Annotated in this window: 14 protein-coding genes; 7 read left to right on the forward strand and 7 right to left on the reverse strand. The window is 72.8% G+C overall.

What is annotated here, in order from left to right:
• Positions 1-144 precede the first annotated feature (144 nt).
• Entirely contained in the window at positions 145-1,251 is a 1,107-nt protein-coding gene (locus AC4H2S_RS06120) for a hypothetical protein (RefSeq protein ID WP_491496086.1), read from the reverse strand.
• Between the two features lie 41 nt (positions 1,252-1,292).
• On the opposite strand from AC4H2S_RS06120, the gene AC4H2S_RS06125 reads away from it, so the two are divergent.
• Genes AC4H2S_RS06125 through AC4H2S_RS06140 form a run of 4 tightly spaced genes read left to right on the forward strand, consistent with a single transcriptional unit; the run spans position 1,293 to position 4,614 of the window.
• Positions 1,293-1,595 (forward strand): hypothetical protein, encoded by a 303-nt coding sequence (locus tag AC4H2S_RS06125; protein WP_491496087.1) that lies wholly within the window; start codon positions 1,293-1,295, stop codon positions 1,593-1,595.
• Positions 1,592-2,494 carry an N-acetyl-1-D-myo-inositol-2-amino-2-deoxy-alpha-D-glucopyranoside deacetylase gene (gene mshB / locus AC4H2S_RS06130; RefSeq protein ID WP_491496088.1) on the forward strand — a complete coding sequence of 301 codons (903 nt, stop codon included), beginning with the start codon at positions 1,592-1,594 and terminating at the stop codon, positions 2,492-2,494. The genes AC4H2S_RS06125 and mshB overlap by 4 nt, the downstream gene beginning before the upstream one ends.
• Positions 2,491-2,853, forward strand: a complete 363-nt coding sequence (locus AC4H2S_RS06135; protein ID WP_491496089.1) for a hypothetical protein — start codon at positions 2,491-2,493, stop codon at positions 2,851-2,853. The genes mshB and AC4H2S_RS06135 overlap by 4 nt, the downstream gene beginning before the upstream one ends.
• Before the next feature lie 9 nt (positions 2,854-2,862).
• Positions 2,863-4,614 carry a VanW family protein gene (locus tag AC4H2S_RS06140; RefSeq protein ID WP_491496090.1) on the forward strand — a complete coding sequence of 584 codons (1,752 nt, stop codon included), beginning with the start codon at positions 2,863-2,865 and terminating at the stop codon, positions 4,612-4,614.
• An 11-nt stretch (positions 4,615-4,625) separates the two neighbouring features.
• On the opposite strand, the gene aspS is transcribed toward AC4H2S_RS06140, so the two are convergent.
• The 3 genes from aspS to AC4H2S_RS06155 all read right to left on the reverse strand — a co-directional run bounded on the left by aspS (position 4,626) and on the right by AC4H2S_RS06155 (position 7,915).
• Positions 4,626-5,894, reverse strand: coding sequence for an aspartate--tRNA(Asn) ligase (gene aspS / locus AC4H2S_RS06145; RefSeq protein ID WP_491496091.1), 1,269 nt, complete (start codon positions 5,892-5,894; stop codon positions 4,626-4,628).
• A gap of 266 nt (positions 5,895-6,160) precedes the next feature.
• Positions 6,161-6,964, reverse strand: coding sequence for a TspO/MBR family protein (locus AC4H2S_RS06150; protein ID WP_491496092.1), 804 nt, complete (start codon positions 6,962-6,964; stop codon positions 6,161-6,163).
• Positions 6,965-7,000: 36 nt separating this feature from the next.
• Complete coding sequence (locus AC4H2S_RS06155; RefSeq protein WP_491496093.1) at positions 7,001-7,915, reverse strand: GNAT family N-acetyltransferase; 915 nt, start codon at positions 7,913-7,915, stop codon at positions 7,001-7,003.
• A 67-nt stretch (positions 7,916-7,982) separates the two neighbouring features.
• On the opposite strand from AC4H2S_RS06155, the gene fdxA reads away from it, so the two are divergent.
• A complete protein-coding gene (gene fdxA, locus AC4H2S_RS06160; RefSeq protein WP_056604759.1) occupies positions 7,983-8,309 on the forward strand; it encodes a ferredoxin in 327 nt (108 codons plus the stop codon).
• Between the two features lie 42 nt (positions 8,310-8,351).
• Positions 8,352-9,443, forward strand: coding sequence for a succinyldiaminopimelate transaminase (gene dapC, locus AC4H2S_RS06165; protein ID WP_491496094.1), 1,092 nt, complete (start codon positions 8,352-8,354; stop codon positions 9,441-9,443).
• A gap of 115 nt (positions 9,444-9,558) precedes the next feature.
• On the opposite strand, the gene AC4H2S_RS06170 is transcribed toward dapC, so the two are convergent.
• Together AC4H2S_RS06170 and dapD are read right to left on the reverse strand one after the other, a co-directional pair.
• A complete protein-coding gene (locus AC4H2S_RS06170) occupies positions 9,559-10,524 on the reverse strand; it encodes a VldE C-terminal domain-containing protein (RefSeq protein WP_491496095.1) in 966 nt (321 codons plus the stop codon).
• Between the two features lie 10 nt (positions 10,525-10,534).
• Positions 10,535-11,464 carry a 2,3,4,5-tetrahydropyridine-2,6-dicarboxylate N-succinyltransferase gene (gene dapD / locus AC4H2S_RS06175; protein WP_491496096.1) on the reverse strand — a complete coding sequence of 310 codons (930 nt, stop codon included), beginning with the start codon at positions 11,462-11,464 and terminating at the stop codon, positions 10,535-10,537.
• Positions 11,465-11,601: 137 nt separating this feature from the next.
• Between dapD and AC4H2S_RS06180 the strand changes: the two genes are divergently transcribed.
• The gene (locus tag AC4H2S_RS06180; RefSeq protein ID WP_491496097.1) at positions 11,602-12,858 is read left to right on the forward strand and encodes a hypothetical protein; all 1,257 of its coding nucleotides are present in this window, start codon (positions 11,602-11,604) and stop codon (positions 12,856-12,858) included.
• 15 nt (positions 12,859-12,873) lie between these two features.
• Here the strand turns inward: AC4H2S_RS06180 and AC4H2S_RS06185 are convergent, their stop codons facing one another.
• A complete protein-coding gene (locus AC4H2S_RS06185) occupies positions 12,874-13,419 on the reverse strand; it encodes a DinB family protein (protein WP_491496098.1) in 546 nt (181 codons plus the stop codon).
• Positions 13,420-13,436: the final 17 nt, after the last annotated feature.

Consider the following 13,436-nt stretch of genomic DNA (forward strand, 5'->3'; position numbering starts at 1 on the left):
ACGGTTCATCAAGGTATGTCGCTGGACCTGCACTTCCCACGGTGAGCTCACCGTGGGAAGTGCAGGTTTCCCTGCATACCTTGATGAACCATCAGCACCCCGGCGGTACGCCCCGGCGGTACGCCCCGGGCACCGACACGCCGGTCAGCGGTCGAGCCACCGCCGGTCCATCGCCACGATCCAGCGGCGGCGGGGATGCTCGGTGACCGACCAGATCCGGTCGGTCGAGGGCCAGTAGGACAGGTCCTCGGGGCCCATCGGGAGCGCCCAGCGCCGCTCCCGCATCGAGCCGGGACGCCCGGACCACACGCTGCCGGGCGTCAGCCGACCCCGCGAGACCGAGACGTGGTAGCGCCCGGCCGCCATCACCGCGCCCTGCATCTGCCGCACCCCGCCGTCATCGATCGCGAGCGGCCGGGACAAGCCGTCCTCGCCGGTGGCGAGCTGCCACGTCGCCGGGTCGAGCTCGTAGCGGGCCAGCCTCCTCGTGGCGTCGCGGCGCAGCGCGTACTCGCCGGCGATGAGTGCCGGCGGGTCGGAGCGTCGGTCCAGCGACAGGAAGGAGTAGCGCAGCTTCTCGTGGCCCTCGTCGGCGAAGGCCTGGTAGGTGAAGCGCACCGGCAGCACGTAGCGGTGGCCGTAGGAGTGGAACGACGTGCCCTCGACGCCCAACCGGTCCGGGTGGTCGTCGTCGCCGGGCACCCGCATGATGTCGTCGACGCGGGCGGTGACGAAGCCCCGGGCGGTCGCGGCGACGTGGAGGTAGGGCCCGGCCCAGACGATGCCGCCGGCGTGGATGCTCATCGGGCGCAGCGTGAGGGCGCCGGACTCGTCGAGGACCGGCACCACGAGCAGCACGTGGCGGTAGCGACCGGAGTCGAGGTCGACCACGCTGACCCGCGAGCCGCGCTTCACGCCGTCCCGGCCGGTGGAGTACCAGGTCGTCACCAGCACCCGGCGCCCGGCGATGTCCTCGGTGTCGGAGGCGTCGGCACTGGTCGAGATGCCCTGGGGGTACCACTGCACGTCGCGCTCGTCGTAGGCGTCCCAGCGGTACGCCTCGCGCACCGCCCGGCCGAGCAGGCGCGGCGCCCGGGACCGGCGCAGGTCCCACTTCAGGTCGTCGAGCAGCCCGTCGAGCCCGGCCGGCTCGCCCAGCACCTCGGCGAGGGCCGCGATCTCGCGGACGTTCTCGTCGGTGCGCCGCAGGTGCACCCCCACGACGTCGGGCGGCTCCGAGGCGGTGGTCATCCTCCGACACTAGCCAGCCGCGGGCGGTGGACAATGCTCTCGTGAGGGCGATCTTCTTCGACGAGGACGACGCGCAGGCGGTCGTGACCCGGCTGCGCGCGGATGGCTTCGAGGCACACGTGGAGCGGGAGCGGCTGGCGGGCGAGGACGACGACGAGGACCATCCATGGGCGGTGCTGACCGACGCCCCGGCGTTCATGCTCGAGCTCCTCGTCGACGCCCACGACGGCTGGCTCGACGAGGAGGACGGCCACGACGCCCCGGCGTCCGCACCGCCGCAGGCACTCGACCTGCCCACCGCTCCCCGCCGGATCAAGCGTCCCGACCTAGGCTCTGAGGCATGACCGACCGACGCATGCTGCTCGTCCACGCCCACCCCGACGACGAGTGCATCAACAACGGCGCGACCATGGCGCGCTACGTCGACGAGGGCGTCGGCGTCACCCTCGTCACCTGCACCGCCGGCGAGATGGGCGAGGTGCTCGTGCCCGAGCTCTCCCACCTCGCCTACGAGGAGCAGGGCGGGCTCGGCGAGCACCGTCGCGGCGAGCTCGACGAGGCGATGAAGGTGCTCGGCGTCACCGACCACCGCTTCCTCGGCGGCTTCGGCCGCTTCCACGACTCCGGCATGGCGTGGCACGAGGAGGGCCACGCGATCGCCGCCGAGTTCGTCCCCGACAACGCGTTCTGGAACGCCGACCTCAACGAGGCCGCCGACGAGCTGGTGAGGGTGATCCGCGAGGTGCGCCCGCAGGTGCTCGTCACCTACGACCAGTTCGGCGGCTACGGCCACCCCGACCACATCCAGGCCCACCGCGTCGCGATGTACGGCGCCCAGCTGGCGGCCGTCCCGTCCTACAAGCTCGAGCTCGGCGAGCCGCACGACATCGCCAAGATCTACTGGACGGCGATGAGCGAGTCCGACATGCGGGCGAGCCTGCGCCAGCTGCGCGAGTCCGGCGACACGGAGACGTTCGCCGGGATGGAGCCTGACGGCAAGCTGCCGCCCTTCGTGACACCGGACGAGCTGATCAGCGCTCGCGTCGACGGCTCGGCCACGGTGCAGCGCAAGATGGACGCGCTGGCCCAGCACCGCACGCAGGTGCAGCAGGACGGTGGGTTCTTCGCCGGCGCCGAGAGTGGGCACGCGTGGTGGTCCACCGAGTACTACCGCATCGCCAAGGGCACGCCCGGCGCCCCGGGCCCGGACGGCTTCGAGGAGGACCTGTTCGCGGGACTGTGAGGGCGCTCCTCGTCCCGGTCGCCCTCGTCGTCGGCCTGGTCTCGGGCGCCGCGGGAACGCTCGTGCACCAGCGCTGGTGGGGTCTGCTGCTGGCGCTGGCGACGGCTGTGGCCGTCCTCGGCTGGCTGCCGGCGGGCGCCCCCCGGGTGGCCTTCGCGCTGGGCTGGTGCGTGCCGGTCGCGCGAGGTGCCCTCGAAGGGCCCGGCGGCGGTCACCTGATCTCCGCGGACGCGGCGGGGTGGTCGTTCCTCGCCGGATCGGCAGTGCTCCTCGGCGCCGCACTCGCCACCGTCGGGGCGGATCGTGGTGCGCCCGCGGCTCGCGCCGACGATCCGGGGGTTCGCGGGCTGCCCTCCTAGACTCGCCGCGTGCCGAAGAACCAGACCAGTGCCGCGCAGCCCAAGGAGAAGGCCGGCGCGTCCGTCGTGCTGTGGCTCCTCGTCGGGCTCGTGGTGGTGTTCGGCGGGCTCTACGCCGCCGCGCACTACGTCGCCGGCGACAAGGTGCCGCGCAACACGACCGTCGCCGGCGTGCGCATTGGCGGGCACCCGCAGGACGAGGCCGCTGAGCGGCTCCGTGCCGGACTCGCCGACCGCGTCGCCCGCGACATCGCGACGACCGTCGAGGGTGAGCAGGTCGCGGTCGACCCCGCCCGGGCCGGGCTGTCGGTCGACTACGAGGCCTCCGTCGCCGAGTCCGGTGGCGAGCGGAGCTGGGACCCGGTCCGGCTCTGGAACTACTTCACCGGCGGCGACGCCTCCGAGGCGGTGGTCGAGGTCGACGAGGCCGCCTACAACGCCCTCCTCGCCGAGCTCGACCAGCAGCACGGCGCCGCCCCGCGCGACGGGGCGGTCGCCTTCGCCGGCAACCGGCTCGAGACCACCGACGCCCGCGCCGGTCGCGCGCTCGACCCCAGCGACACGCTGGCGGCGCTGACGTCCGCCTTCCTGGAGGAGGACCCCGAAGAGGTCGCGCTCGAGATGGTCGAGGTGCAGCCCGACATCGACGCCTCCGACGTGCAGGAGGCACTCGACGGGTTCGCCTCGCCGGCGGTGGCCGCGCCCGTCACGCTGCGCTTCGAGGGCTCCGACGTGAAGGTGCTCCCCGCCGACTACACCAGCGCCCTCTCGCTCGTGCCGACCGACGGCGAGCTGGTGCCCACCCTCGACGCCGCGGCGCTGTCGGAGGTGGTCGCCGGCAAGGTGACCCAGGGCGCGCCCGTCGACGCCACCGTCACCCTGGTCGGCGGCAAGCCGCGCGTCGTTCCGGCCAAGCCCGGCGTCACGTTCGACCCCGCCGAGCTCGAGGCGGGCTTCCTCGACGTCGTCGCGAAGCCGCAGGGCGAGCGCACCCTGGCGCTCACCGCCAAGGTCGCCAAGCCCGAGTTCACGACCAAGGACGCCCGCGCGCTGCGCGTCCGCGAGCGGGTCTCGACCTTCACGACCTACTTCCCCTACGCGGAGTACCGCAACGTCAACATCGGCCGCGCCGCCGAGCTCATCGACGGCACCCTGCTCAAGCCGGGGGAGACGTTCTCGCTCAACGACACCGTCGGCGAGCGCACCGAGGCCAACGGCTTCACCAAGGGCTACGTGATCAACGACGGCATCCTCGTGCAGGACCTCGGCGGCGGGGTGTCGCAGATGGCCACCACGCTCTTCAACGCGATGTTCTTCGCCGGTCTCGAGGACGTCGAGCACAAGCCGCACTCGTTCTACATCGACCGCTACCCGGTGGGCCGCGAGGCGACCGTGGCCTGGGGCGCCGTCGACCTGCGCTTCCGCAACGACACCCCCTACGGCGTGCTGATCGACACCTCGTTCACCAGCTCGACGCCGTCGTCGTCGGGCGCGGTGACCGTGACGATGTACTCCACCAAGCACTGGAAGATCACGTCGACCACGGGCAAGCGCCACAACCTCACCGCGCCCGAGACCCGTCGCATCGACTCCCTGACCTGCCACGCCAACCAGGGCTTCGGCGGCTTCGACATCGACGTCGTGCGCTACTTCGAGCCGGTCGGCGACAACACCGAGACGCGCGAGGACGAGGTCTTCAGCACCACCTACATCCCCAGCGACACGGTGATCTGCACCAACCCCGACGCCGTCGACGAGTAGCCGGTCCGCACCTAGGGAGCCAGCCGGTGCAGGTCCCTCGGGAAGAGCGTGACCTCGCGGACGTTGGCCGTCTCGACCAGGCGCGCCACCCACCGCTCGAGCCCGATGGCGAACCCGCCGTGCGGCGGCATCCCGTGACGGAACGCCTGCAGGTAGGCGTCGTACGCCGCAGGGTCCTCGCCCCGCTCCCGGATGGCCCGCTCGTAGTCCGCTGGCCGGTGCAGCCGCTGGCCGCCCGTGACCAGCTCGAGGCCACGGAAGAGCAGGTCGAAGCTGTTGGACCACCGCTCGTCCCCGGGCTGGGGGTGGGTGTAGAACGGCCGCTTCGCCATGGGGTAGCCCTCCACGGCGAGCAGCTCGGAGCCGTGCTCGGCCAGCGCCCACGCGCTCAGCGCCCGCTCGTGCTCCGGTGACAGGTCCGATTCGTCGGCCGGTGCGCCCACGATCGTGAGCGCGTCGGCGAAGTGCACGACTGGGATCTGCGCTGGCACGACGGGCAGGCGTGCGCCGGTGAGGTCGAGCGCGCCGCGCTCGTGCTCCAGCGCCTCGACCATCCCGGCCAGCACGTCGCGCAGCACCGCCAGCACGTCACGGTGGTCGCGCACGAAGCCGAGCTCGACGTCAAGGGAGCGGTACTCCGCGAGGTGGCGCACAGTGTCGTGCGGCTCGGCACGGAACACCGGGCCGACCTCGTAGACCCGCTCGAAGACGCCGACGAGCTGCTGCTTGTGGAACTGCGGGCTCTGGGCGAGGTAGGCGGGGCGTCCGAAGTAGTCCACCTCGAAGACGGACGCGCCGGACTCGGTCGCCGATGCCACCAGCTTGGGGGTGGCGACCTCCGTGAAGCCCCTCGCGTCCAGGGTCGAGCGGAAGCCCCGCAGCGAGGCGGCGGCGAGCTGCCAGCGCGCCCGCTGGCCAGGGTGGCGCCAGAGCACGGGCGCGTGGTCGAGCAGCGTCGGCAGCGACACGTCGAGCGCGGGGCGCCACAGCTCCGCGGGTGGGGTGTCCGCGTCCGAGGTGAGCGCCTCGACCCGGGCGTCGGTGACCTCGACCCCGCCCGGGGCCTGGGGCGTGCGGGTCGCGGTGCCGGTGACCCGGACGGTCGTCTCCTCAGGAGGCACGCTCACTCCCGGTGGTAGCACCACCTGGGCAAGACCGCTGCGGTCGCGCAGCACGAGGAAGGTCACGCGCGACAGCTCGCGTCGACGGTGCACCCACCCCTCGAGGGTCACGGTCGAGCCGGGCTCGGCGGCCGGGAGTGATGAACAGAGCGATCTCATGATGTCCTCCAGTCGGTGTCGGCCCTGGAGGTGTGGGCGGGGGCAAGGTCGCGGTGCCACCACACCTTCGCCGGCGGCCCCGTGGGGTGCCGGCCTCTCGTCGGTACGCCGGACGCGCGGACGAACGCGTCGCTGCCCGCAGGCAGGGGGTTCGTCAGGCCCCACGCTCGTCGAGGCGAGCCTAGGATGCGACCTGCCGCGGCTGCGACCCTTTTTGCGACGGCCGCGGCCCAGGGTGCGACCCCGACGGGGCGGTCGCAGGCCCGTCAGTCGCGGACGGCAGCGCGGGCGGTCAGCGCGAGCACCGCGGCGGCGGCGACCGCGGCGACGATGCCGACCAGCGTCGAGGCGGGCTCGTCGGTGAGCCGCCCGACGGCGATCCAGGCCAGGCCCCAGGCGGCGGCTAGGGCGAAGCCCCAGCGCGGCCCGGTGCGGGCCACGACCACGGCGGCGACGCCGACCACCACCGCGATGACCAGCGCGGCCAGCAGCTCGCCCACCAGGGTCGACGAGTCGACGCCCTCGGCCACCAGGGTCGCGGCGATGTTGGCGCAGGTGGCCACCGAGACCCAGCCCAGGTAGAGCCCGAAGGTGCCGTCGACCACGATCCGCTGCAGCAGCGACGGTGCGGGGTCGAGGTCGGCGAGGCGCTGCACCAGCAGCCCGAGAACGACCACGAGGGCGAGGATCACGACGACGCTCGCCCACAGCCAGCCCTGCTGGGTGACGAGCAGCCAGCCGGCGTTGAGCACCATCGACGCCGCGGCCAGCCAGCCGGTGCGCCGGGCACGCGGGTCGGTGGCCGAGCCCGGCAGCCACTGCCAGATCGTGTAGGCCGCCAGGCCGGCGTAGATCACCGACCAGATCGAGAAGGCAGGTCCCAGCGGGGCGAGCAGCGTGGCTTCGGCAGAGAGTGCGCCGCCGGCGGAGCTCTCCACGCTGGTGCCGACGACGCCGGCCCCGACCAGGGTGCCGTACAGGCAGAGGACCTCGGCGACCGTGACGCCGACCTGGCGTCCGCGATCTGCTCCGGTCGGGGCGGGTGCGGTGGTGCGGTCGATGGTGGTCACCTGTTCATCCAACAGGACGGCAGGTGAGCCCCCGGCCTACGCGACGAGGTAGCGGTTGGTGTGGTGGGTGAGGAAGCCGTGCCGCTCGTAGAGCGCGATCGCGGCCTCGTTGTCGGTCTCCACGTGCAGCAGCGCGGTGGTCGCGCCCGACGACGCGCCCCAGTCAAGGACCTCCGCCAGGACGGCGGTCGCGAGGCCGCGGCGGCGGTGGGCCGGGTCGACGGCGAGCGACTCGACCAGCAGCCAGTCGCCCGACAGGACGCCGCGTCCGGTCGCGGCGCCGGTCTCGAGCGACACCACCACCGACCCGGGCCGCTCGTCGAACGTCGCGTCGACGTCCGGGGCCGCCGACCGCGCCGAGCGCAGGGCGCGGGCCACCGACGCGATCTGGGCGTGCGCGTCGCCGTCGCCCATCGGCCGGAAGCCCAGCGGGGCGAGCGTCCGCTCGACGTCCGACCCGCGCTGCACCTGCACGATCGGCGTCTGGTCGAGCGCCTCGTAGAACCGGCGTACGCCGAACGCCGCGTCGGCCCAGCCGATGCCCGGCTCGGCCATCGCCAGCGCGGAGTTGCCGCGGCGGCGCAGCCGACCGCCGTGCGGCGGCGAGGCCCGCAGCAGCCAGCGACCGAGCGGCTCGGTGGTGATCGCGTCCCAGAGCGCCGAGACGTGCTCCTCGACCTCCTGGGCGGACACCCGGGCGCGCACCGACGCGCGGGGTGGCACGGGCTTGCCGGTGACGACGTCGGCGAGGGCGATCACCACCGGACCGTGCCCCTCCCGATCGACGGTCATCGAGGCGGCGTCCCACGACGTGCAGGTGCCGAGCACGTCGGTGGCCCGGCCGTCGGGCAGGAGGTGGCGTACGACGACGCGCTGGCCCACGACGTGCGGGCCGAGGGCGTGCCGGCCGGTGGTCGTCTCGTCGGCACGGGGTTCTGACGTGTCGGGCACTCGCCGGATACTAGAGTGAACCGACACGTTCCCCCACCCCGAGCACACCCGCCTTCAGGAGGACCAGGTGACCTACGTCATCGCCCAGCCGTGCGTCGACCTCAAGGACCGCGCGTGCGTCGACGAGTGCCCCGTCGACTGCATCTACGAAGGCAAGCGGATGCTCTACATCCACCCCGACGAGTGCGTCGACTGCGGCGCCTGCGAGCCGGTCTGCCCGGTCGAGGCGATCTTCTACGAGGACGACACCCCGGAGGAGTGGAAGGGCTACTACGACGCCAACGTCCACTTCTTCGACGACCTCGGCTCGCCCGGCGGCGCGGCCAAGATGGGCGTCATCGACAAGGACCACGAGCTCGTCGCGGCGCTGCCCCCGCAGGAGCACGACGAGTGACCTGCCCCCTCGGTGGCTGAGGTGCACACGCACCGACCTCGCGTGTCCGCGCGCCTCCCGGACTTCCCCTGGGACAGGCTGACGGGGTACGCCGCGACGGCCAACGCCCATCCCGGCGGCATCTGCGACCTCTCGGTCGGTACGCCCGTCGACCCGACGCCTGCCGTCGTCCAGGACGCGCTGCGGGCCGCGGCCGACTCACCGGGCTACCCGACGACGATCGGCCTCGAGGACACCCGCCGGGCGGCGATCGACTGGCTCTCCCGGCGTCACGGGGTCAGCGGCCTCGGGCTCGACGGCGTACTGCCGGTGACCGGCTCCAAGGAGCTGATCGCCGACCTCGCCCTGCACCTGGGCATCGGGCCGGGCGACCTCGTCGGCTACCCGGCGCTGGCCTACCCGACCTACGAGGTCGGCGCGGCCCTGGCCGGTGCGGAGAGCCTGGCGACCGATTCGCTGACTGCGTTCGGCCCGCGGGTCCCGAGCCTGCTGTGGCTCAACAGCCCGGCCAACCCGAGCGGCCGCGTGCTGCCCCTCGAGCACCTGCGCAAGGTCGTCGACTGGTGCCGCGAGCGCGGCACCGTGCTCGTCTCCGACGAGTGCTACATCGAGTGCGCGTGGGAGGGCGACAAGCCCCTCTCGATCCTCGACCCGCAGGTCAACGGTGGCTCGCTCGACGGCGTCCTCGCGGTCCACTCGCTGTCCAAGCGCTCGAACCTCGCCGGCTACCGGTGCGCCTTCGTCGCCGGCGACCCCGCCCTCGTCGGCGAGCTGCTCGCCGTCCGCAAGAACCTCGGCCTGCAGATGCCCGGCCCGCAGCAGCACGCGATGATCGCGGCGCTCGACGACGACGCCCACGTGGAGGAGCAGCACGCCCGCTACGCCGCTCGGCGTGCGGCGCTGCGCGGGGCGCTCGAAGGCGCGGGCTTCCACATCGACCACTCCGAGGCCTCGCTCTACCTCTGGGCGACCCGTGGCGAGGACTGCTGGCGGACCGTCGCCGACCTCGCCGAGCAGGGCATCCTCGTGGCGCCCGGGGAGTTCTACGGCCCGTCGGGGCGCGAGCACGTACGCGTCGCGTTCACCGCCACGGACGAGCGGGTCGCCGCCGCCGTGGCTCGCCTCGCCGGCTGAGCCCGACCTGTCGGCGTAGTCCGACACTCGGAGGGGGTTGCAACGGCCTCCAGGTGTCGGAGTCCCCGCTCGAGCGGGGACTCCGACAGCAGGAGAGCCGGCTGCCGCAGGTACGTCAGTCGAAGACGTCGACGTGCACGTGGTCGCGGTGCTCGAGGATCGCCCGGTCGCCGCGGGAGGCGGAGGGCACGCGGTAGTCACGCCACCCGTCGCCCGACCCGGCGCGCCAGATGCGGCCGTCGAAGATGACGGTCTTGATGTCGAGGCGGTCGGCGTTGGCGACGAGGTAGGACGCCACCGCCCAGCCGCGCTTGGTGTTGTCGGCGTTGACGGGGCGGAAGAAGACGTCGATCGCCCGACCCTCGTAGTGGGCCGAGCCCTCCATGTGGCCGCTGGAGACCCCACCGGGCTCGAACCCGCCCAGCGACAGCGTCCCGAAGCGTGCCTCCAGCGACCGGCGCACGGACGTCGCGCGCGAGACGAGCCCGGACTCGTCGAGCGCGTCGTCGACCTCCTCGGCGTCCCCGGGGACGTCGCACCACAGGGCGCCGGGCGAGTTGCCGGTCAGCGCGGAGGCCAGGGCCCGGCCGTCCTTCTCGTGGTCGGCGTAGGCGTCGGGGAAGCCCGAGCGCTGCACCTCCTGCGCGGCGACGGTGATCTCCATCGTGTCGTAGCCCTCGACCTTCTGCAGGGCGTCGTAGAAGGCGTTGGTGGCGTAGACCGGGTCGGTCAGCTGGGCGACGCTGCCCCAGCCCTGCGACGGGCGCTGCTGGAACAGCCCGACGGAGTCGCGGTCGCCGTAGTCGATGTTGTAGAGCTTGGACTCCTGGTAGGCCGTGGCCAGCGCGATGCTCGCGGCCCGCGCGGGCATGCCGCGCTCGATGGAGACGGCCGTGATCAGGGCGGCGTTCTCGGCCTGCTCGAGGTCGACCTCGACGGTGTGGCCGTCGACCTCGGCGGTGCACCCGCTCGACTCGAGGAGAGGGGGCACCGCGCCGCGGTCCAGGAGCACCACGGCGGTCGCGACGGCGCCGACGGCCACCACCACGCCGACGACGGCCGTGCGGAGGGAGGCGGGCACGGGCGGAGGGCTAGTTGGCGTGCAGTGCCGCGTTGAGGGCGACGCCGTCGCCCTTCCACGGCACGGCCTCGACGGCGCCGCTGACCGAGTTGCGGCGGAACAGGATGTTGTCGACGCCCGAGAGGCTCGCGGCCTTGACGACCTGCGGCTTGCCGTCGATGTCGCTGACGGTGACCTTGGTGCCGGAGGTGACGTAGCAGCCGGCCTCCACGACGCAGTCGTCGCCGAGGGAGATGCCGATACCGGCGTTGGCGCCGATCAGGCAGCGCTCGCCCACCGAGATGACCTCCTTGCCGCCGCCCGACAGCGTGCCCATGATCGAGGCGCCGCCGCCCACGTCGGAGCCGTCGCCGACGACGACGCCCGCAGAGATGCGACCCTCGACCATCGACGCCCCGAGCGTGCCGGCGTTGTAGTTGACGAAGCCCTCGTGCATGACCGTGGTGCCCTCGGCGAGGTGCGCCCCCAGGCGTACCCGGTCGGCGTCGGCGATGCGTACGCCGCTGGGCATCACGTAGTCGACGAGGCGGGGGAACTTGTCGACCCCGAGGACGGTGACGTGCTGGCCGCCGGCGCGCAGCCGGGCGCGGGTAGCCTCGAAGCCCTCGACGGCGCAGGGGCCGGCCGAGGTCCACACGACGTTGGTCAGCAGGCCGAACACGCCCTCCAACGACGTGCCGTGCGGACGGACCAGCCGGGTGGAGAGCAGGTGCAGCCGCAGCCAGACGTCCTCGGTCGACGACGGCGCCTCGTCGAGGTCGGCGATCTCCACCAGCCGCACCTCGCGCCGTACGCCCCGGACCTCGTCGTCGCCCTCGAGCGCGGCCAGCTCCGGCGGCGCGTCGCCCTCGGTCGCACCGAGCGCGGGGGAGGGGAACCAGGCGTCGAGCACGGTCTCGCCGTGCAGGGTCAGCAGGCCGTAGCCGGAGGCAGCAGTCACGCGCCCAAGCGTACGGATGTAGCCCCACTGCGGGTCGGACGGGCTGATCGGATGCCGAGGAAAGGTTTCCAGACCCAGGTGACCCGGGCAGACTGACCGCAGCCGACGGGGGTCGGTGCCACGGGGGAGGAAGACGCATGCGCAGGACGATCTCGATCGCGACCGCCATCGGACTGGGCGGAGGGCTGCTGGTCGGCGTGACAGCGCCGGCAGGCGGGACCGAGCCGAGCGCCCCTGGCGGCGCGCTCGTCGGCCAGCCGTTCGAGATCGGGGACAAGGATCCTCGGCAGCGACGAGCCGGCGCCGGCGAGCAGCTGATCAGCGCGACGGCGACCTTCAGCGCCGCCAACCGGGTGGCCGGCATGCCCACCAGCACCGCTCCGCACCACCAGTTCGTGATGCCCGGCGGAAGCCTCTCCGTGACGGTGGACTACGGCTACCACTGGCAAGACGACTCCCTGATCTACGACTACAGCCTCGACACCGCGATGGGGGCCGGAGATCCCGACGCCAGCACCCGGACGGTGCTCGGCTTCGGCAGCCGCCAGGGCACCAGCTGCACCGTCGAAGAGGTGAGCGTCGCCTGGCTCTACCGCTACATCCCCGACGTCCTGCTCTACGACGACAAGGAGACTCCCGACCTCGCGAGCGCTGCCGGGTGGGACTGCGCGGTGCTGCTCGTGGACTCCGGGCCCGGCACACCGCCCTACGACGCTTTCGTCAGCGTCCTCGACGTCGTCGCGGCCACGCCCGAGCTCGCGGTGCGGGCGCCGAGGAAGGACCGGCTCGTGAAGGGCGTGTGGACCCGGATCCCGGTCACGGTGTCCAACGCCTCGCCGGAGGGGATCGGCGCCCGCGACGTCGCGATCACCGGCGCCGGCAAGGGCGTCAAGGTGCGACCGCTCGCGCTGGGTTCGCTGGAGGGGCAGGACGACGTCGACGGCTATGTCTGGGCCCGGCTGACGCGGCCGAAGGGCACGTTGCGGCTCACCGTCAGCGAGAAGGGCCAGGCGCTCGGTCGGGCGACGGTGAAGCTCCGGAGACGCCCCGCTCCGGCGCCTCCCAAGGCGGGCAGCTGGTCGGCCGGCGGAGTGACCTTCACGGTCCGCGGCGGCAAGGTGCGGGGCTTCCGGATCAACGCCCGGACGACCTGCGGCGGCTACCCCGACATGCCCACGACGACCAACAACACCTACAGCTTCGTCACCACCACGATCCCGCGCAACAACGAGGTGGTCGGCACGGAGCGCAATGACCAGGAGGGCAGCGCCGCCTACGCGGCCTACCTGGATCTGGAGTTCGTCAGCCGCACGAAGGCGGTCGGGACGTTCTCCTACTACGGCCCGGCACGGTGCACCGCCATCGAGGGGTTCACCGCCAGGCTCAGGCGCTGACCCGGGCGCGGAGGCCTACTGCCCGGCGCGGCCGTCGATGCACTCGCGCACCAGGTCGGCGTGGCCACAGTGGCGGGCGTACTCCTCGATCATGTGGACCACGATGTCGCGCACCTCGACCGGGTCGCCGTGGACGTCCACGACGGCGTCGAGGTCGGTGCGCTCGAGCACCTCGCGGGCGTAGGCGATCTCCGACTGCCACAGCTCGTGGCTGGCGCGCACCAGCTCGTCGTCGACCTGCGGGAAGTCGAAGCCGGCGTCCTCGTCCTCGCCGGAGAACAGCCGCGGGATGTCCATCCGGGCCTCGAGCACCCGGCGGAACCAGCTCTGCTCGACGCGCGCCATGTGGCGCACGAGACCCAGCAGCGAGACGTTGGAGGGCGGCACCGCCTTGGTGGCGAGCTGCTCGGCGGTGAGGCCGTCGCACTTCAGCGCCAGTGTCTGGCGGTAGTGCTCGAGGTAGCCGACGAGGCAGTCGCGCTCACCCCTCGTCGGCCCCGCCTGCATCCGGGGGTCCTGGTCGGTGGGGAGCCACATGCCGTCGTATCCGGGGTGTGCCATTCCCCCACCCAATCGCA

It is taken from the genome of Nocardioides sp. Z13_37, from assembly GCF_058355585.1.

Bases quoted from the DNA above. Each gene is read 5' to 3' on its own strand.
- AC4H2S_RS06185 (WP_491496098.1), bottom strand. From the start codon at position 13,419: ATGGCACACCCCGGATACGACGGCATGTGGCTCCCCACCGACCAGGAC.
- AC4H2S_RS06120 (WP_491496086.1), bottom strand. From the start codon at position 1,251: ATGACCACCGCCTCGGAGCCGCCCGACGTCGTGGGGGTGCACCTGCGG.
- aspS (WP_491496091.1), bottom strand. From the start codon at position 5,894: ATGAGATCGCTCTGTTCATCACTCCCGGCCGCCGAGCCCGGCTCGACC.
- AC4H2S_RS06180 (WP_491496097.1), top strand. From the start codon at position 11,602: ATGCGCAGGACGATCTCGATCGCGACCGCCATCGGACTGGGCGGAGGG.
- mshB (WP_491496088.1), top strand. From the start codon at position 1,592: ATGACCGACCGACGCATGCTGCTCGTCCACGCCCACCCCGACGACGAG.